Source organism: Streptomyces sp. NPDC127114 (assembly GCF_042677525.1).
Lineage (GTDB): Bacteria > Actinomycetota > Actinomycetes > Streptomycetales > Streptomycetaceae > Streptomyces.
Map to the genome: position 1 here is coordinate 61,542 of NZ_JBHXTJ010000030.1, position 17,875 is coordinate 79,416.

Here is a 17,875-nt window from a genome sequence, read left to right on the forward strand (position 1 = left end):
GAACGGGCGAATGTGTCAGGACTTCGCCGCGGGCTCCTCGCCCGGGGTGCTGTCGCCCGGGCCGCTCTCGCCGTGAGCGCCCTCGTACGAGCTGGTGCCCGCGTCGAGCAGGGGTTCCTGCTGCCTCAGATGGGCGGGCGCGAAGGCGCGCAGCACGTGGTAGCCGGTGATGACGACCAGGGTGCCGAGCGCGATGCCGCCGAGCTCGAAGGTGTCGGTGAAGGTGAGCTTCACGCCGCCGACGCCGATGATGATGCCGGCCGCCGCGGGCACCAGGTTGAGCGGGTTGCGCAGGTCGACCTCGGCGTTGATCCAGATCTGGGCGCCGAGCAGGCCGATCATGCCGTAGAGGATGACGGTGATGCCGCCGAGCACGCCGCCGGGGATCGCGGCGACGACCGCGCCGAACTTCGGGCAGAGGCCGAAGAGCAGGGCGAAGCCGGCCGCGGCCCAGTAGGCGGCGGTGGAGTAGACCCGGGTCGCGGCCATGACGCCGATGTTCTCGGAGTACGTGGTGTTCGGCGGGCCGCCCACGGCCGTGGACAGCATGGAGGCGGCGCCGTCGGCGGCGATCGCGGTGCCGAGCTTGTCGTCCAGCGGGTCGCCGGTCATCTCGCCGACGGCCTTGACGTGTCCGGCGTTCTCGGCGATCAGCGCGATGACCACGGGCAGGGCCACGAGGATCGCGGACCACTCGAAGCTGGGGCCGTGCAGGGCCGGCAGGCCGATCCAGTCGGCCTGGGAGACGCCGGAGAGGTCGAGGCGCCAGTGGTCGGTGACCTGGCCGCTCGGCGACATCGAGTGGATCCTGCCGAAGACCAGGTCGAAGACCCAGGAGATGGCGTAGCCGAAGACCAGGCCCAGGAAGATCGCGATCCGTGACCAGAAGCCGCGCAGACAGACCACCGCGAGGCCGGTGAAGAGCATCACGAGCAGCGCGGTCCACTGGTCCTGCGGCCAGTAGGTGGCGGCCGTGACCGGGGCCAGGTTGAAGCCGATCAGCATGACGACGGCGCCGGTGACGACCGGCGGCATGGCCGCGTGGATGATCCGCGCGCCGAACCTCTTCACCGCCAGGCCCGCGAGGAACAGCACCGCGCCGACCACGAACACGGCGCCGGTCACGGTCGCGCTGCTGCCGCCGGAGGCCCGGATGGCGGCGGCGACGCCCACGAAGGAGAGCGAGCAGCCCAGGTACGAAGGGACGGTGCCGCGGGTCGCGAGCAGGAAGATCACGGTGGCGACACCGGACATCATGATCGCGAGGTTGGGGTCGAGGCCCATGAGGACCGGAGCGACGAAGGAGGCGCCGAACATGGCCACCACGTGCTGGGCGCCGAGTCCGGCCGTACGGGGCCAGGAGAGGCGCTCGTCCGGCCGGACGACGGCTCCCGGAGCGGGTGTCCTCCCGTCGCCGTGCAGGGTCCAGCGCACGCCGAGGCTCATGTGCTCGCTCCAGTTTCTCGGGGTCGGGCGGTGACCGGTCCCGTCGTGCCGGGACCGAAAAAGATCAGCCACATGGTAGGTCCTGTCCCACCGCGGTCCGCCGGACGGGCTCTGGTGCGCAGCAGGTCAGCGGACCCCTTCGGCGGTGCTGGGCTCCGCCGCCCCGGCCGTCCGGCGACCGTCCGACCGCAACACCCCCGCGCCGAGCACCAGACCGAAGGTCAGCAGCGTCACGAGGCCGAAGGAGAAGGCCAGCGAGGTCGCGTCGGCGATGCCGCCGATCGCCGAGGGCGCGATGAGGCCGGAGGTGTACGTGATGGTGGCGACGCCCGCGATGGCCTGGCTGGGGTTCGGGCCGCTGCGGCCGGCGGCGGCGAACGCGAGCGGGACCACGACCGCCACCCCGAGGCCGATGAGACCGAAACCCGCCAGCGCGAGGGCCGCGTGCGGGGCGAACACCACGAGGAGCCCGCCCAGGGTCGAGGCCACGCCTCCGACGCGTACGGTGCGCACCGCGCCGAAGCGGTCCACCACCCGGTCGCCGACCAGCCGGGCCACGGCCATGGTGAGGGCGAAGGCGGTGGTGGAGGCGGCGGCGAGGCCCGCGGAGGTGCCCAGCTCCTCCTTCAGATAGACGGCCGACCAGTCCAGGCTGGCGCCCTCGGCGAACACTCCGCAGAAGCCGATCGCGCCGATGACCAGGGCGGACTTCGGCGGCAGCGAGAACCGCGGCGGCGCCTCCTCCTCGGGCGCGCTCTGCAGGTCGAGCACGCCCTGGCAGGCGGCGAGACCGAGCACGGTCAGGACGAGCGCGGCGAACAGATGGTGGAGCCGGGCGTCGCCGCCGAGGTGGGCGGCGACGGTGCCCGCGGCGGAGCCGAGCAGGGCGCCCGCGCTCCACATGCCGTGCAGGCCGGACATGATGGAGCGGCCGAGCCGGTTCTCGGTCTCGACGCCGAGCGCGTTCATGGCGACGTCGGACATGCCGGCCGTGGCGCCGTAGACGAACAGGGCCGCGCACAGTCCGTAGACGTTCGGCGCCAGCGAGGGCAGCGTCAGCGACAGGGTCCACAGGACGAGCAGTCCGCGCAGCGCCGTGCGGGCGCCGAAGCGGTGGCTGATCGCGCCGGCCAGCGGCATGGCGAGCGAGGCGCCGATCGCCGGGAAGGCGAGGGCGAGCCCGAGCTGGCCCGCGCTGACGCCGGCGTGCTCCTGGATCCAGGGAACGCGGGTGGCGAAGCTGCCGGTGACCGCGCCGTGGACGCAGAAGACGGCGGCGACGGCGAATCGGGCGCGCCGCAGCCGCTCGGTGGTGAAGACGGTCTGCGCCGCCATGTGCCCTCCCCGGGTGGTCGTCCTCGAACGGGCCGTAAACTATCAGGAACCCTGCCTGATAAATAGTGGGCCGGGCAGACCCGGCGGCCCGACGGCCCTCGATCCGTCTGAGAGGATCCCCGCATGGCCGCATCCCCGAGCACCGCGCGGGCCATCAACGACCGGCTCGCCCTGCGACTGCTCCAGGACGAGGGCCCGTTGACGGCCGCCCAGCTCAAGACCCTCACCGGGCTCTCCCGGCCCACCGTCGCCGACCTCGTCGAACGGCTCCGGGGCTCGGGACTCGTCCACGTCGTCGGCGAGTCCGGCGCCGAGCGCCGCGGGCCCAACGCCAAGCTGTACGGCATCGTCGCCGGACGCGCCCACCTCGCCGCCCTCGACGTCCGCACCCGCTCCGTCTCGGTCACCGTCACCGACCTCCTCGGCACCACTCTCGCGGAGGCGGCGGCGCCCGTCGGGGACGCCGGCGGCACGGGGACCGCCGTGGAGAAGGCCGTCACGCTCCTGGAGCGGACCGCGAAGGAGGCCGGCGTCGACCGGCTGCACACCGTGGCCGTCGGCGCGCCCGGCCTCATCGACCCGGCCACCGGCGAACTGCGCGACTCGACCGGACTGCCCGCCTGGCACCGCAGGCTCATCGGCGTCCTCCAGGAGCGGCTCCCCGCCCACGTCCTGGTCGAGAACGAGACCAACCTCGCCGCCGTCGCCGAACTGCGCGAGGGTGCGGCGAGCGACCGGGACGACTTCGTCCTCCTGTGGCTCGGCCAGGGCGTCGGCGCGGCGGTCGTCCTCGACGGCAGGCTGCGCCGGGGCGCCTCCGGCGGCGCCGGCGAGATCGGCTTCCTGCCCGTGCCGGGAACCTCCGGGCTGCCGTCGGCCACCGGCTGCGACGGCGGCTTCCACGAGCTGGCCTGCGTCGCCGCCGTCGACACCCTGGCCGCCGCCCACGGCCTCGCCCCGGCCGGCGCGCTCGCCTCCGGCCACGGCCCGTTCCTCGACGCCCTCGCCCACCGGCTGGCGGTCGGCGCGGCGGCGGTGGTCTCCGTCCTGGACCCGGGCTGCGTGGTCCTGGCCGGCGAGACCGGCCACCAGGGCGGCCCGGAGCTCGCCGCCCGCGTCGAGGCGGCGCTCGCCGCGCTCTCGCCCCTGCGCACCGAGGTGCGCGCCACGGCCCTCGGCGACGCGGCGGTCCTGCGGGGCGCCCTCCTGCGGGCCCGTGACGCGGCCCAGGACGAGCTCTTCCCCTGACGGAGCCGGTGACGCGGCCGCGCCGCGTCCCGGACAGGGGGACGCGGCGCGGTGGGAGAGCCCGGCGGCGGCAAGGGCCGTGAGAACCGCCGCCGGGGGTTTTCATGCCGGGCGGGTCAGCAGGCGCCCTGGTCCTTCCAGACGCCCCACTCGCCGGTCGTGCCCGGTTCCTCGTTCTGCGTCCACCACTGGGCCTTCCAGGTGCGGCCCTTGTGCGAGACGAGGTTGCCCGCCGTGTAGACCTGGCCCGCCACGTACGCCGGGGCGGTGCAGGTGCCGCCGGTCGGCGTCGGCGTCGGGGTCGGCGACGTGGTGGTGGTCGGGGTGGGCGTCGGCGTCGTGGCGGTCGGCGTCGGCGTCGGGGTCGAGCCGCCCGGCTCCACCGTCGTCGTGCCGCGCGCCAGGTCACCCGCGAGGGCGTACGTCGTGCCGTTGACGGTCACCGTCCAGTTCGACGGGGTCGAGACCGGCAGGTAGTAGTTGAACGCCAGGTCCACGGTCGCGCCCGGGGCCAGCGACTGCCAGGCCGGGAGCTTCAGGGAGACCCGGTGGAAGTCGCCCTTCAGGCCGCCGACGTTGCTGCCCGTGTGGTCGCTGCTGATCACCTTGGTGCCGAAGCCGGACTGGTCGGAGGCGTTGTTCGGGGCCGAGGTCGCGTAGTCGAACTGGAACTCCGTGCCGCCCGGCAGCGTGGTGGCGGTGTTGTTGGTGATCTTGATCTTCGGGGTGATCGGGTAGTTGGAGTCGCCCAGCTTGAACTCGGTGAACTCCACGCCCACGTTCACGGCCTGGGCCGGCAGCGCCTTGTTGCTCTTCTTCGCGCCGTACGGGGTGGCGGCCTTGAACTTGTCGTACATCAGCGAGGTGAGCGTGGAGCCCGTCTCGTACTGGCCCTTGGCCGCGTTCCAGCCGTAGTCGCCGGCCAGCTCCCAGACCATCGTGCCGCCGATGCCGCGGTCGACCACGTAGTCGGCCTTCGCGGCCACCGACTGCTCGTCCTCGGTGGACAGGAAGACCTTCTTCTGGGCGTTCCACAGCCACGGGGCGACCAGCGTGGAGTCGTACCTGCGGGCGTAGGTGCCGGTCAGCGTCGTGTTCGACGGGAAGCCGTACTTCGTGACGTAGTCGCCGACGATCCCCTTCTCGAGGTTCTTGGCGTGCCACATCGGGTTGGAACCGGCGGGCGACTCCTGCCCGTTGGTGTCCTTGTCGTGCCACAGGTTGTCGATGCCGACGGCGCCGTCGCCGCACTTGGTCAGACCGGCCCCGGCCGGGCAGGTGGTCGCGGCCGCCTTGCCCCACAGGCCGTCGGTGCCGCCCTGCACGTTCTTGTGGCCGCGGGTGTAGTACGGCAGGCCGATGTTGATCCGGCCGGCCGGCATCGAGCCGCGGAAGTAGTGGTACGCCCAGTCGGTGTTCAGGTAGCCGACGGAGCCGTACTGCGCGGAGCCGTAGACGCCCGCGGCGGCCAGTTCGGCGTCCTTGCCGTCGTCGAAGAGCGAGGCGTTCGGGCCGACGTACTCGTTCCAGGCGCCGTGCAGGTCGTAGGACATGATGTTGACGTAGTCCAGGTACTTCTGCATCTGGAACGTCTCCATGCCGCGCAGCAGGTAGCCGGAGGAGGGCGCGGCGACGGTCAGCAGGTAGTGCTTCCCGTCGGTGGCGCCGGCCCGGTCGAGCTTCTCGCGCAGGGACTTCATCAGGGCGGCGTAGCCCTGGACCAGGCCCGCGCGGCGCGCGTTGGCGAGCTGCCAGTCGAGCGGGTTGCCCGCGTCCTTCATGGTCGTCGGGTACTCGTAGTCGATGTCGACGCCGTTGAAGCCGTACTTCCTGATGAAGTCGACGGCCGAGTTGGCGAACGTGTCGATCCCGGCCTGGTTGACCGACCCGTCGGCGTTGGTCGCCATCGAGTAGAAGCCGCCGGAGTTCACCCGGTTGCCGTTGTCGTCGAAGTAGCCGCCGGTCTCCGCCCAGCCGCCGACCGAGATCAGCGTCCTGACGTTCGGGTGCTGCTTCTTGAATTTGTTCAGCAGGTTGAAGTGGCCCTTGTAGGCGTACGCCGGGTCCATCTCGGCGCCCGCGACACCGGGCCAGGTCATCCCGGTGGCGGCGTTGCCCGCTCCGTCGGCGCCCACGGAGAGCTTGTTGTCGCTGCCGACGTGGCCGAAGGCGTAGTTGATGTGGGTGACCTTGTCCCAGGGGATGTCGGAGGCCAGGTAGGCGGGCTCGCCGTTCTTCCCGGTCCGCCAGCCGGTGAAGTAGCCGATGACCCGGCGCTGGTGGTCCGCGCCCATCTTCTCGCGGCCCTCGGTGTCGTAGACCGAGCAGTACGGGACGTCGACGCCGGGCGTCTTGTAGAGCCCGTCGGGGCGACAGCTCTCGTTGTCGGCGGCGTACGAGACGCCGCCGGCGGCGAGGGAGCTGATCAGCAGCCCGGCGACGGCGGCGCCGGACGCGAGCAGCGAGGCCCTCTTGGGGGTGGGGGACAACACGGTCTTCCTCCAAGGAGGTGGCGTGGAACACAACGAACAAGGGGGTGGGTCGTGTTGGGGCCCGTGGAGTGCGCACGCCGGCGGGCCGTACCTCGGAGGTGACACGGAGATTAAGAGGACTAGACCAGTGCGTCAATAGGTCTGGACCAACGAAGGATTTCGTGACAGGGTCTGGCAGGGGCATGGCGGGTTGTGAGCCAGCCCACAGGGCCTCACCCGCATGGCCGGTTCCCGGCCGTGGCACACTGGCCCTGTATCAGCAGCAGCGCACTCCGGGGTCGGTGTAATTCCGAACCGGCGGTATAGTCCGCGACCCGTCCGCAGCCAGCGGCCGGTTGACCAGGTGAGATTCCTGGACCGACGGTGAAAGTCCGGATGGGAGGCAGTGCGCGGCGGGCGACCCCACCAGGGGTGCGTCGGCCGTACGTCCGCTGGTCGCCGTACCCGTTCCCGGGTCGCGGCGCACCGGAGGACCCGGCCTCGGCACACCCTGCGCGAGGCGTCGTACCCGCTCTCTGTCGTCATCGACAGGCCCCGGAGTCCGTGCCCGAAGAGGCAGGAGGACCCGGTGGCCACCCAGGCCGACATCACCGCCATGCGACGCGCCGTCGCGCTCGCCGCCCGCGGTCTCGGCTCCACCAGCCCCAACCCGGTCGTCGGCTGCGTCGTCACGGACGCCTCCGGCCGGACCGTCGGCGAAGGCTGGCACCAGCGCGCCGGCGGCCCCCACGCCGAGGTCCACGCCCTGCGCGCGGCCGGTGCGCAGGCCCGCGGCGGCACCGCGTACGTCACCCTGGAACCCTGCAACCACACCGGCCGCACCGGCCCCTGCGCCCAGGCCCTGATCGAGGCCGGCGTCGCCCGCGTCGTGTACGCCGTCGGCGACCCGAACCCGCAGGCCACCGGCGGCGCCGACACCCTGCGCGCGGCCGGGATCCAGGTCGGGCAGGGCCTCCTGGAGGGCGAGGCCGAGGCCGGCAACCTCGCCTGGCTCACCTCCGTCCGCCGCGGCCGCCCCTTCGTCCGCTGGAAGTACGCCACCACGCTCGACGGCCGGATCGCCGCCGCCGACGGCACCTCCCGCTGGATCAGCTCCGCCGAGTCCCGCGCCGACGTCCACCGCCTGCGCGCCGAGGCCGACGCCGTCGTGGTCGGCTCCGGCACCGCCCGCGCCGACGACCCCCACCTCGCCGTCCGCGGCGTCGAAGGTGCCGTGCAGCCGCTGCGGGTCGTCGTCGACACCGAGGCGACCGCCGTGAAGCCCGGCGCCCGCGTCCTCGACGACGCCGCCCCCACCCTGATCGCGATCGCCGAGGACGCCGAGACCACGCTCACGGACGTCGTACGGCTGCCCCGCGCCGGGCGCGGCCTCGACGTCCCGGCCCTCCTCGACGCCCTGCACGCGCGCGGCGTCCGCTCCGTCCTCCTCGAAGGCGGCCCCACCCTCGCGGGCGCCTTCCTCGCCGCGGGAGCCGTCGACCAGGTCGTCTGCTACCTCGCCCCGGTCCTCCTCGGCGCGGGCCCGGCCGCCCTCGCCGACGCAGGAATCACCACCATCACCGACGCGTTGCGGCTCGACGTCACCGAGACCGAGCGCATCGGACCCGACATCCGCATCACCGCGACGCCCGTCGTCACGACCCCCAAGGGAGCCTGACCGTGTTCACCGGAATCGTCGAAGAGCTGGGCGAGGTCGTCGCCGTCGAGCAGCTGGAGGACGCCTCCCGTTTCCGACTGCGCGGCCCGCTCGTGACCGAGGGCGCCCAGCACGGCGACTCGATCGCCGTCAACGGCGTCTGTCTCACGGTCGTGGAGTCCGGCGACGGCGAGTTCACCGCCGACGTGATGGCCGAGACCCTCAAGCGCTCCTCGCTGGGCGCCCTGGAGGCCGGCTCCCGCGTCAACCTGGAGCGGCCCATGGCCGTCGGCGGCCGCCTCGGCGGCCACATCGTCCAGGGCCACGTGGACGGCACCGGCACGATCCTGGAGCGGACCCCGTCCGAGCACTGGGAGCTGGTCAAGGTCGGTCTGCCCGCCCAGCTCGCCCGCTACGTCGTCGAGAAGGGCTCGATCACCGTCGACGGCGTCAGCCTCACCGTCGTCGACGTCGCCGACGACTGGTTCACCATCAGCCTCATCCCCACCACCCTCGCCCTGACCACGCTCGGCATCAAGCAGCCCGGCGCTCCGGTCAACCTCGAGGTCGACGTCATCGCCAAGTACGTCGAGCGGCTGCTCGGCCCGAACGCGCAGGAGAACGTCAAGTGAACTGGCTCAACTCCGAGGCGTTCACCGCGTTCGGCCAGCACATCATCTGGTCGGACATGGTCGGCAACATCCTCGGCCTCGTCGCCCTCGCCCTCGGCTGGCGGCGCTCCGTCTGGACCTGGCCCGTGCAGTTCCTCGCCGGCCTGATCCTCTTCGGCGCCTTCTTCGGCCACCTCACCGGCAGCGCCGGCAAGCAGGTCGTCGTCATGCTGGTGGCGCTCTTCGGCTGGTGGCAGTGGCAGCGAGGCAAGGGGCAGGGCGCGGACGGCCACATCGCCGTGCGCTTCGCGACCTGGCGCGAGCGGGCCGCCATGACCGGCGCGGCCGCCGTCGGCACCGTCGCGGTCGCCCTGCTCTTCACCGCGTACCCGAACCTCTCCTGGGACCCCTGGCCCGACGCGTACATCTTCGTCGGCACCATCGTCGCCATGTACGCCCAGGCCCGCGGCATGGTCGAGTTCTGGTTCGCCTGGCTGCTCGTCGACCTGGTCGGCGTCCCGCTGAACTTCGCCAACGGCTACGCCTTCTCCGGCTTCGTCTACGTCATCTACGGCGCGCTCGTCCTGTGGGGCCTGCGCGACTGGTGGCTGCGCTCGCGCACGGCCACCACCGCCCTGGAAGGAGCCCACGCATGAGCGCGCTTCCCATGTGGGACGTCACCGAGCTCGTCCTCGACCCCGTCGAGCAGGCCATCGCGGACATCGCCGCCGGCCGTCCCGTCGTCGTCGTGGACGACGAGGACCGCGAGAACGAGGGCGACCTCGTCATCGCGGCGGAGAAGGCCACGCCCGAGGTCGTCGCCTTCATGATGAGCGAGTGCCGCGGTCTGATCTGCGCGCCCATGGAGAGCGACGAACTGGAGCGCCTCCAGCTGCCGCAGATGGTCGACCACAACACCGAGTCCATGAGGACGGCCTTCACGGTCTCCGTCGACGCGAGCGCCGCCCACGGTGTCACCACCGGCATCTCCGCCGCCGACCGCGCCACCACTCTGCGGATGCTCGCGAGCGGCACGTACGAGCCGGGCGACTTCGTCCGTCCCGGGCACGTCTTCCCGCTGCGCGCCAGGTCCGGCGGTGTCCTGGTCCGCAACGGCCACACCGAGGCCGCCGTCGACCTCGCCCGGCTCGCCGGGCTCCGCCCGGCCGGCGCCATCGTGGAGATCGCCGGCGAGGACGGCGTGATGCTGCGGCTGCCCGAGCTGATCCCGTTCGCCCGCAAGCACGGCCTGACGATCATCTCCATCGAGGACCTGATCGCCTACCGCCGCTCCGCCGAGCCGACCGTGCGCCGCGAGGCCGAGGTCCAGCTGCCCACCCGGCACGGCGAGTTCACCGCGTACGGCTACCGCTCCACCGTCGACGGGGTCGAGCACGTCGCCCTGGTCCACGGCGAGGTCGGGGACGGCGAGGACGTCCTGGTCCGGGTCCACTCCGAGTGCCTGACCGGAGACGTCTTCCACTCGCTGCGCTGCGACTGCGGCCCGCAGCTGGAGGCCTCCATGGACCGGATCACCGAGGCCGGCCGCGGAGTCGTCGTCTACCTGCGCGGCCACGAGGGCCGCGGCATCGGCCTGCTGTCCAAGCTCCGCGCCTACGAGCTCCAGGAGCGCGGCCGTGACACCCTCGACGCCAACCTGGAGCTCGGGCTGCCCGCCGACGCCCGCGACTACGCGGCCGGCGCGCAGATCCTCACCGACCTGGGCGTCCGCAGCGTGCGCCTGATGACCAACAACCCCGACAAGATCGACGCCCTCACCCGGCACGGCCTGAAGGTCGAGGGCCGCGAGCCCATGCCGGTCCAGGCGGGCGAGCACAACCTCCGCTACCTGCGCACCAAGCGGGACCGGATGGGCCACGACCTGCCCTGGCTGGACGGCACCCCCGCCCCCACCTGCGGCAACCAGTAAGTCAGCACGTACCGAGACCGACCAAGGAGAACCATGAGCGGCAAGGGCGCACCCGTCCTCAGCGTGAAGAACTGCGGCGACCTCCGCGTCGCGGTCATCGCGGCCCAGTGGCACGAGAAGATCATGGACGGCCTCGTCGACGGCGCCCTGCGCGCCCTCGCCGAGCTGGGCATCGAGGAGCCGACCCTGCTGCGCGTCCCCGGCAGCTTCGAGCTCCCGGTCGTGGCGAAGGTGCTCGCCGAGCGCGGCTACGATGCCGTGGTGGCCCTCGGCGTCGTCATCCGCGGCGGGACGCCGCACTTCGAGTACGTGTGCCAGGGCGTCACCCACGGCCTCACCCAGGTCTCGATCGACACCGGCGTACCCGTCGGATTCGGCGTCCTGACCTGTGACACCGAGGAGCAGGCCCTGGACCGGGCCGGCCTGGAAGGGTCCAGCGAGGACAAGGGCCACGAGGCCGTCACCGCCGCCGTCGCCACCGCGACGATCCTGCGCACGGTCAGCGAACCCTGGCGCTGAGGGCAGATTCACACCCCGTACTCTTAGGACATCATGGCGAACAAAACCTTCGAAGAGCTCTTCGCCGAGCTCAAGCTCAAGGCCGAGACCGGCGACCCGGCGACCTCCCGCACCGCGGAACTGGTCGGCAAGGGCGTCCATGCCATCGGCAAGAAGGTCGTCGAGGAGGCCGCCGAGGTCTGGATGGCCGCCGAGTACGAAGGCAAGGAAGCCGCCGCCGAGGAGATCTCGCAGCTGCTGTACCACGTCCAGGTGATGATGGTCGCCCGCGGGATCTCGCTCGACGACGTCTACGCCCACCTCTGAGCACGTCCCTTCCCGATCCAGAAACCGACATCCGAGGCAAAGGAAGCCCGTCCCATGCTGCGCATCGCCGTCCCCAACAAGGGTTCTCTCTCCGGACCTGCGATGGAGATGCTCCATGAGGCGGGCTACCGGCAGCGCAAGGAGTCCAAGGAACTCGTCACCGTCGACCCGGACAACGAGGTGGAGTTCTTCTACCTCCGCCCCAAGGACATCGCGATCTACGTGGCGTCCGGCCGGCTCGACATCGGCATCACCGGCCGCGACCTGCTCCTGGACTCCGGCGCCAACGCCGAGGAGATCCTGCCGCTGAACTTCGGCCGCTCCACCTTCCGCTACGCCACCCGCCCCGGCACCGCGAGCGGCCCCGAGGACTTCCACGGGATGACGATCGCCACCTCCTACGAGGGCATCGTCGCCAAGCACCTCGCCGAGCAGGGCGTCGACGCGTCCGTCGTCCACCTCGACGGGGCCGTCGAGACCGCGATCCAGCTGGGCGTCGCCGAGATCATCGCGGACGTCGTCGAGACCGGCACCAGCCTGCGCAACGCGGGCCTGGAGGTCATCGGCGAGCCGATCCTCACCTCCGAGGCCGTCGTGGTCCGCCGCACCGGCGCCACCGCCGACGACCCCAAGGTGCAGCAGTTCCTGCGCCGCCTCCAGGGCGTCCTGGTCGCCCGCAGCTACGTGATGATGGACTACGACTGCCGCGCCGAGCACCTGGAGCAGGCCGTCGCCCTCACGCCCGGCCTGGAGTCGCCCACCGTCTCGCCGCTGCACAACGAGGGCTGGGTCGCCGTGCGCGCCATGGTCCCCGCCAAGGAGGCGCAGAAGGTCATGGACGACCTGTACGAGCTGGGCGCCCGGGCCATCCTGACCACGGCCATCCACGCCTGCCGCCTCTGACGGCCCGAGAACGCCGCACACCCCAAGCCCGAAAGCCCGCACGCAAGAAACCCGGGAACCCGATGTCCGACACCACCGCTCCCGCCCTCCCGGTCACCTTCCGGCCGGGCCGCACCCGGGCCGTCCTGCTGACCGCCGGTGTGGCGATGTTCGTCGTCATCACCGCCGTCGGGCTGATGCTGGAGAAGCTGGGACCGGGGGAGCGGGCCAGCTTCGTCTTCACCGCCGCGATGTTCCTGGGCGTCCTGGTGCTGCTGAGCCGGCCCAAGGTCGTCGCCGACGACGAGGGCGTGACGGTCGTCAACATCACCCGGACACGCCGACTGGCGTGGGCCGAGATCCTCAAGGTCAATCTGCGCCCCGGCGACGCCTGGGTCTTCCTCGACCTGAGCGACGGCACCAGCCTGCCGGCCCTCGGCATCCAGCCGGGAATCGCCAAGGAGCAGGCCATCCGCGACGCCCGGGCGCTGCGCGCGCTCGCCGAGAGCAGGGGCACGGGCGCGGAGTCCCGCTGACCCCGGCCGGACCCGGGCAGGGACCCCGATCCGTCCCCCATACGGGGCCGACCCCCTGCCCGTGCCGGTGCGGGGCTGGCTAATCTGGTGGCGGTGGTGCCGAGCGGCACCACCGCCTCGCTTGTGCAGGGCCGCCCGCCAGGCGTCCCGCGAGGCCACCCTTCGACCCGAGGAGTGACTCCCTCCGGCAATGGACGGATCGTCCGGTAGTACCTGCGCCGCCCTCTCACCCGAGGCGGCGGCATGATCGTTTCCCTGCTGCTCCTCGCAGCGGCCTTCCTGCTGATTCTCGCCAACGGCTTCTTCGTGGCCGCCGAGTTCGGCCTCGTCACCGTCGAACGCGCCGAGGCCGAGCGCGCCGCCGCCGAAGGCGACCGCAGGGCCCGCGGAGTCGTCCGCGCCCTGCGCGAGCTGTCCTTCCAGCTCTCCGGCACCCAGCTCGGCATCACCATCACCTCGCTGGTCACCGGCATGCTCGCCGAGCCCGCGCTCGCCCGGCTGCTGGACGGGCCGCTCACCGCCACCGGACTGCCCGAAGGGGCCGTCTCCGGCATCTCCGTGCTCGTGGGCATGCTGCTCGCCTCCGCCGTGCAGATGGTGGTCGGCGAGCTCGTGCCGAAGAACTGGGCGGTCTCCCGGCCGCTCCAGGTGGCCCGGTTCGTCGCCGGACCGCAGCACGCCTTCGCGAGCCTGTTCCGGCCGGTGATCTCCCTGCTCAACGCCGTCGCCAACCGGCTCGTCCGGCTGTTCGGCGTGGAGCCGGCCGACGAGCTGGACTCGGTCCGCACCCCCGGCGAGCTGGTCTCCCTGGCCCGCCACTCGGCCCTGGCCGGCGCCCTGGAACAGGACACCGCCGACCTCTTCGTCCGCACCCTGTCCCTCGGCGGGCTCACCGCCGAGCAGGTCATGACCCCGCGGGTGCGGATGAGCTCCCTCCAGTCGGACGCCACCGCGGCCGACGTCCTCAACCTCACCCGGGCCACCGGCCTGTCCCGGTTCCCCGTCTACCGCGAGCGGATCGACGAGATCGTCGGCATGGTCCACCTCAAGGACGCGCTCGCCGTCGTCCCGCACGAGCGGCACCGGACCTCCGTGGCCCGGATCGCCGTACCGCCGCTGCTCGTCCCCGAGTCGCTGCCCGCCCAGGCCCTGCTGGAACGGCTGCGCCGCGAACAGCCCATAGCGGTCGTCGTCGACGAGTACGGCGGCACCGCCGGCGTGGTCACCCTGGAGGACATCGTCGAGGAGCTCGTCGGCGAGGTCCGCGACGAGCACGACACCGCCGCCGACGCCCGGCCGGAACTGGCCGCCGTGCCCTGCGACGACGGCTCGCAGGTCTGGGAGGCCGACGGCTCCTGCCGCGTGCACACCCTGCACCGGATAGGACTCGACGTGCCCGACGGCCCGTACGAGACGGTCGCCGGGCTCGTCGCCGATCTGCTCGGGCGCATCCCCGCCCCGGGCGACCGGGCCGAGCTGCCCGGCTGGCGGCTCTCGGTGCGCCAGGTCGACCGCTACCGCGCCGAACGGGTGCGGATCATGCGCACCGCCCCGGTGCCCGTCGCCGTGGAGGCGGCCCGATGAGTCTGCTCCCTCTGCTCCTCGCCCTCCTGCTGGTGCTGGCGAACGGGTTCTTCGTCGGCGCCGAGTTCGCGCTCGTGTCCGTACGCCGCAGCCAGATCGAGCCGCTCGGCGGCAAGCGGGCCCGCCAGGTCCTGTACGGCCTGGAGAACCTGCCGCAGATGATGGCGGCCGCCCAGTTCGGCATCACCGTCGCGTCGCTGACGCTCGGCGCGGTCGCCGAGCCGACCGTGGCCCGGCTGCTCGAACCGGTCTTCCACGCCGTGGCCGTGCCGGAAGGCCTCGTCCACCCGCTCGGGTACGTGATCGCGCTCGCCGCGGTGGTCTTCCTCCACCTGGTCATCGGCGAGATGGTCCCGAAGAACCTGGCGATGGCCGATCCCGAACGCACCGCGCTGCTGCTCGGACCCGGCCTGGTCGGCTTCGCCCGGCTCTGCCGGCCGGTCACCCGGGCCCTCGGCGCGTGCGCGGGTCTCGTCCTCAAGGCCTTCAAGGTCGAGCCGAAGGACGAGGTGGAGGCCGTCTTCACCAGCACCCAGCTCGGAAGGCTCGTGGAGGACGCCGGCCAGGCCGGACTGCTCGACCCGGCCGAGCAGGAGCGCCTGGAGGACGCCCTGGAACTGGGCACCCGCCCGGTCACCGACGTCCTCATCCCCTCGGCCTCGCTCGTCACCGTGCCCCCGTCGGTCACCCCGCGGGACATCGAGGAACTGACCGTGCGGACCGGATACTCCCGCTTCCCGGTACGGGCCGAGGGCCGGGGCACCTTCATGGGCTTCGTGCACGTGAAGGACGTCCTTGACCTGGAGGAGCGGGAGCGGGCGGTGCCCCAGCAGGTGTGGCGCCCGATGGCCACGCTGCGGGCCGAGCTGCCGCTGGACGACGCGCTCACCGTGATGCGCCGGGCCGCGACCCATCTGGCGCAGGTGGCGGACGCCTCCGGCCGGGTGCTCGGCCTCGTCGCCCTGGAGGACGTGCTGGAGATGCTGGTCGGCGAGGTCCGCGACCCGGCGCACCGCGTCGGACCGCCGGTGCGGCACCCCTCGGGCCCGCCGCAGCCGCAGCCGCCCGCGCCGGTGCTCACGGGCTGAGCCCGTGGATGGCCCGTCCGGCCGGAATGCGGACCGGACGGGCCCTCCGTCGCCGTCGCGGGCCGCCGGTCAGCCGCCCGGCGGCTCCTGCGGGCCGCGGTCCATGGGGCCCCGGCCGGACAGCACCTCGCCGTACGCCTGCATCAGGTCCGGCAGGCGCAGCGTGGCCAGGTCCTCGCGGGACGGCGTGGTTCCGTAGCCGGACAGCCGCAGATCGCGGTACGCGCAGGACTTCTCGTACAGCGTGCGCAGGAAGCGGCCGTTGCCGAGCTCGTCGATCCAGCCCTGGTCGACGACGTGCCCGCTGATCGAGCGCAGCTCCTCCAGGGCCTCCTCGTCCCAGCCGTCGCCGTTCGCCGCGGCGAGGACCTTGCCGATCTCGGTGAGTTCGAGCGGGCGGTACGACGGGAAGTCGACCCGGGTGGTGAACCGGGAGGAGAGCCCCGGGTTCGCGGCGAGCAGCCGGTCCATGCCCTCCGGATAGCCGGCCAGGATCACCACGAGGTGGTCGCGGTTGTCCTCGGCGCGCTTGAGGAGCACCTGAAGGGCCTCGTCGCCGTAGGCGTCGCCCTTGCTGTAGCCGCTGTTGGAGAGCGCGTAGGCCTCGTCGACGAAGAGCACCCCGCCGACCGCCGAGTCGATCAGCTCGTTGGCCTTGACCGCGGTCTGGCCCAGGTACTCGCCGACCAGATCGGCCCGCTGGGCCTCCACCAGATGGTCCCCGCCGAGCAGGCCCAGCGCGTAGAAGACCCGGCCGAGAATGCGGGCGACGGTGGTCTTGCCGGTGCCCGAGGGACCGGAGAAGACAAAGTGACGTTTCGGCGGCTGGACCGGCAGGCCCTGACCGGCGCGCAGCCGGGCCATCTCCAGCTGCGCCGACAGGGCCTTCACCTGTCGCTTGACCGGCTCCATGCCGACCATCCGCTCCAGCTCCGCCAGCGCCTCGGCGAGCAGCGCCGGGTCGGTGGAGCCGGCCGGGAAGCGGGGCGACGCAGGCTGCGCCGGGACCGCCGCCTTCTGGCGCACGACGTCGGGCGGCTCCGGCGGCGCGGGCGGCGGCCCGGCCTCGGGCCTGAGCAGCAGGCCGTCGCCGGCCGGGGCCTCGACGTCGGCCCGCTCGCCGTCCACCGTGTCCTGGCCGAACCCTCCGTACATGGCCGGCGCGAGCCCCACCGGATCGTCCGGGCCCTCGAAACCGTCGTACTCGGCGATGGCGGCGAGCCGCGCGGCGGTGTCCATGAACGCCGGATCGATCCGGTGCACCGCGCGGTAGAGCGGCATCGCGGCGGCGGTCCTGCCGGTGCCCTCGTGCGCCCGCGCGAGCCAGTAGCGCAGCTCCTTGCGCTGCGGCTGCTCGCTGCGGCAGCGCATCAGGGCCGTCGCGAGCAGCGGCTCGGCCTGCCCGTACATCTCCAGGCGCACCCGGGCCATCCCGCCGAAGAGCCCCGCCTCGATGCCCAGGAGCGGGTCGTCGACCAGCGGCTCGGTGTGCCGCACCAGCTGCTCCCAGTCCTTGACCAGGTAGGAGCGGCAGGCGTGCAGGAAGCGGACCTGGGGGTCGGCGTCGACCGGCGGCAGCCCGACGAGTGCCCGGTCGAGCTCCGGCACGTGCCGGCCGTCGAGCCAGTGCGAGGCGTGGGCGAGCAGCAGGTCGCGCGGGCTCTCGAGCACCGGCTGCACCCACCAGCCGAGCCAGTACCAGGAGTTGAGGTTCCTGCGGTGCCGGGCCCGCTGCTCGCCGAAGCGCTCGCGGTTGCGGTACATCCGCAGCAGTGCGGTCGTGGTGTCCACGCGCAGCGCGTGCAGACCGAGCCAGCCGTCGGCCATGCCGGGGTCGATGCGCACCGCCGTGCGGAACTCCTCCTCGGCCTGCGGATAGGCGCCCATCGTGTAGGCGTCGACTCCGCGCAGCCAGGCGAGCTCGGCGGGGGCATGCGCGCCCTGTGTGCCGAAGTCCATCGGGTCCCCCACAACCGTCTACACGTGGACGGGAATTGACCGCACCGAGGGGCATCGTACCTGCGCAGAGGGTGCGTGATGAGGGAGAAGAAGGCGATCCGTCGTGATCGACACGATCCGCGGCCCGCTCACCGTCGGTGACCCTCGGTGAGCGCGGGGGCGGAACGAAGCCCCCGATCACGGGGGAACAACCGGGGGCTTCGCGTCCGCGGCGACTCCGGAGAGCCGCACATTGAGAACGTAAGACCTGTACGCCCCTTGGGTCAAGCCGAGTTGAGGCACTTGCGGAAGTGGACTTCCGCC

Annotated in this window: 15 protein-coding genes and 1 riboswitch; of the genes, 11 read left to right on the forward strand and 4 right to left on the reverse strand. The window is 72.4% G+C overall.

Translation table 11 applies throughout. The features are described from left to right. Nucleotides 1-15 precede the first annotated feature (15 nt). On the reverse strand, nucleotides 16-1,446 hold the full coding sequence (locus ACFVGS_RS26475) for a uracil-xanthine permease family protein (RefSeq protein ID WP_385693936.1): 1,431 nt from the start codon (nucleotides 1,444-1,446) through the stop codon (nucleotides 16-18). Between the two features lie 126 nt (nucleotides 1,447-1,572). Next, nucleotides 1,573-2,781, reverse strand: coding sequence for an MFS transporter (locus tag ACFVGS_RS26480; RefSeq protein WP_384421065.1), 1,209 nt, complete (start codon nucleotides 2,779-2,781; stop codon nucleotides 1,573-1,575). A 123-nt stretch (nucleotides 2,782-2,904) separates the two neighbouring features. Between ACFVGS_RS26480 and ACFVGS_RS26485 the strand changes: the two genes are divergently transcribed. Beyond that, entirely contained in the window at nucleotides 2,905-4,029 is a 1,125-nt protein-coding gene (locus ACFVGS_RS26485) for an ROK family transcriptional regulator (protein WP_385693939.1), read from the forward strand. 116 nt (nucleotides 4,030-4,145) lie between these two features. On the opposite strand, the gene ACFVGS_RS26490 is transcribed toward ACFVGS_RS26485, so the two are convergent. After that, a complete protein-coding gene (locus ACFVGS_RS26490; RefSeq protein ID WP_385693942.1) occupies nucleotides 4,146-6,521 on the reverse strand; it encodes a chitinase C-terminal domain-containing protein in 2,376 nt (791 codons plus the stop codon). Between the two features lie 263 nt (nucleotides 6,522-6,784). Further along, a riboswitch (FMN riboswitch) is annotated at nucleotides 6,785-6,914 on the forward strand. Nucleotides 6,915-7,089: 175 nt separating this feature from the next. Here ACFVGS_RS26490 and ribD point away from each other — a divergent pair. The 10 genes from ribD (at nucleotide 7,090) to ACFVGS_RS26540 (ending at nucleotide 15,613) form a co-directional block, all read left to right on the forward strand. Beyond that, nucleotides 7,090-8,178, forward strand: coding sequence for a bifunctional diaminohydroxyphosphoribosylaminopyrimidine deaminase/5-amino-6-(5-phosphoribosylamino)uracil reductase RibD (gene ribD / locus ACFVGS_RS26495; protein ID WP_385693945.1), 1,089 nt, complete (start codon nucleotides 7,090-7,092; stop codon nucleotides 8,176-8,178). Between the two features lie 2 nt (nucleotides 8,179-8,180). After that, the gene (locus ACFVGS_RS26500; protein WP_385693948.1) at nucleotides 8,181-8,789 is read left to right on the forward strand and encodes a riboflavin synthase; all 609 of its coding nucleotides are present in this window, start codon (nucleotides 8,181-8,183) and stop codon (nucleotides 8,787-8,789) included. Further along, a complete protein-coding gene (locus ACFVGS_RS26505) occupies nucleotides 8,786-9,424 on the forward strand; it encodes a nicotinamide riboside transporter PnuC (protein WP_385693951.1) in 639 nt (212 codons plus the stop codon). The genes ACFVGS_RS26500 and ACFVGS_RS26505 overlap by 4 nt, the downstream gene beginning before the upstream one ends. Further along, entirely contained in the window at nucleotides 9,421-10,698 is a 1,278-nt protein-coding gene (locus ACFVGS_RS26510) for a bifunctional 3,4-dihydroxy-2-butanone-4-phosphate synthase/GTP cyclohydrolase II (protein ID WP_385693953.1), read from the forward strand. Before ACFVGS_RS26505 ends, ACFVGS_RS26510 begins: the two co-directional genes overlap by 4 nt. A 33-nt stretch (nucleotides 10,699-10,731) precedes the next feature. Continuing rightward, complete coding sequence (ribH, locus tag ACFVGS_RS26515) at nucleotides 10,732-11,217, forward strand: 6,7-dimethyl-8-ribityllumazine synthase (protein WP_384421051.1); 486 nt, start codon at nucleotides 10,732-10,734, stop codon at nucleotides 11,215-11,217. Nucleotides 11,218-11,250: 33 nt separating this feature from the next. Next, nucleotides 11,251-11,523 carry a phosphoribosyl-ATP diphosphatase gene (locus ACFVGS_RS26520; RefSeq protein ID WP_116162050.1) on the forward strand — a complete coding sequence of 91 codons (273 nt, stop codon included), beginning with the start codon at nucleotides 11,251-11,253 and terminating at the stop codon, nucleotides 11,521-11,523. 54 nt (nucleotides 11,524-11,577) lie between these two features. Continuing rightward, entirely contained in the window at nucleotides 11,578-12,426 is an 849-nt protein-coding gene (gene hisG, locus ACFVGS_RS26525; RefSeq protein WP_384421049.1) for an ATP phosphoribosyltransferase, read from the forward strand. Nucleotides 12,427-12,488: 62 nt separating this feature from the next. Then, nucleotides 12,489-12,941, forward strand: coding sequence for a PH domain-containing protein (locus ACFVGS_RS26530; RefSeq protein ID WP_384421047.1), 453 nt, complete (start codon nucleotides 12,489-12,491; stop codon nucleotides 12,939-12,941). 243 nt (nucleotides 12,942-13,184) lie between these two features. Further along, the gene (locus ACFVGS_RS26535; RefSeq protein WP_384421045.1) at nucleotides 13,185-14,525 is read left to right on the forward strand and encodes a hemolysin family protein; all 1,341 of its coding nucleotides are present in this window, start codon (nucleotides 13,185-13,187) and stop codon (nucleotides 14,523-14,525) included. Continuing rightward, the gene (locus ACFVGS_RS26540; RefSeq protein ID WP_384421043.1) at nucleotides 14,522-15,613 is read left to right on the forward strand and encodes a hemolysin family protein; all 1,092 of its coding nucleotides are present in this window, start codon (nucleotides 14,522-14,524) and stop codon (nucleotides 15,611-15,613) included. Before ACFVGS_RS26535 ends, ACFVGS_RS26540 begins: the two co-directional genes overlap by 4 nt. 69 nt (nucleotides 15,614-15,682) lie before the next feature. Here ACFVGS_RS26540 and ACFVGS_RS26545 read toward each other — a convergent pair whose 3' ends face one another. After that, nucleotides 15,683-17,572, reverse strand: coding sequence for an AAA family ATPase (locus ACFVGS_RS26545; RefSeq protein ID WP_385693958.1), 1,890 nt, complete (start codon nucleotides 17,570-17,572; stop codon nucleotides 15,683-15,685). Between the last annotated feature and the right edge of the window lie 303 nt (nucleotides 17,573-17,875).